1 protein-coding gene is annotated in these 366 nt (G+C 76.8%); it reads left to right on the top strand.

Annotated elements, in window-relative coordinates; genetic code table 11:
• Positions 1-366: hypothetical protein (locus HL658_RS38320; RefSeq protein WP_180287757.1), on the top strand; the 366-nt coding region annotated here is incomplete at both ends.

Here is a 366-nt window from a genome sequence, read left to right as displayed (position 1 = left end):
GATGCCGACACCCGCGCGGCGATCATGGAACGCGTCGCCGAGCGCTACGCCGACTGGGGCGTGACGTGGGCCGTGCACGGCCGCAACGCGCGTCTGGAGGACCAGCCGCACGGGCACCTGCTGATCCTCGCCGGGCCCGCCGGCGAGCGCCCGGTGGAGGGCTCCGAGGCGATGAAGGCGCTGCGCCATTACGTCGCGAGCGCGGTCAACGCCGTCCACCGGGAGCGCACCGGCCGGCGCCTGCCGCGCGAATGGCACGGCGGCACCCTGGCCGACACCGGCATCGAGCGGCCGCCCCGGCCCGACATCCCGCTCGGGCTCTACCGTGCCCGCCAGCGCCGCGACGAGCTGCTGCGCGCCGGCAAG

Source organism: Azospirillum oleiclasticum, assembly GCF_013423485.1.
GTDB lineage: Bacteria > Pseudomonadota > Alphaproteobacteria > Azospirillales > Azospirillaceae > Azospirillum > Azospirillum oleiclasticum.
The sequence above is the reverse complement of the archived record's forward strand: the minus strand, read 5'-3'. Positions and strand labels throughout refer to the sequence as shown.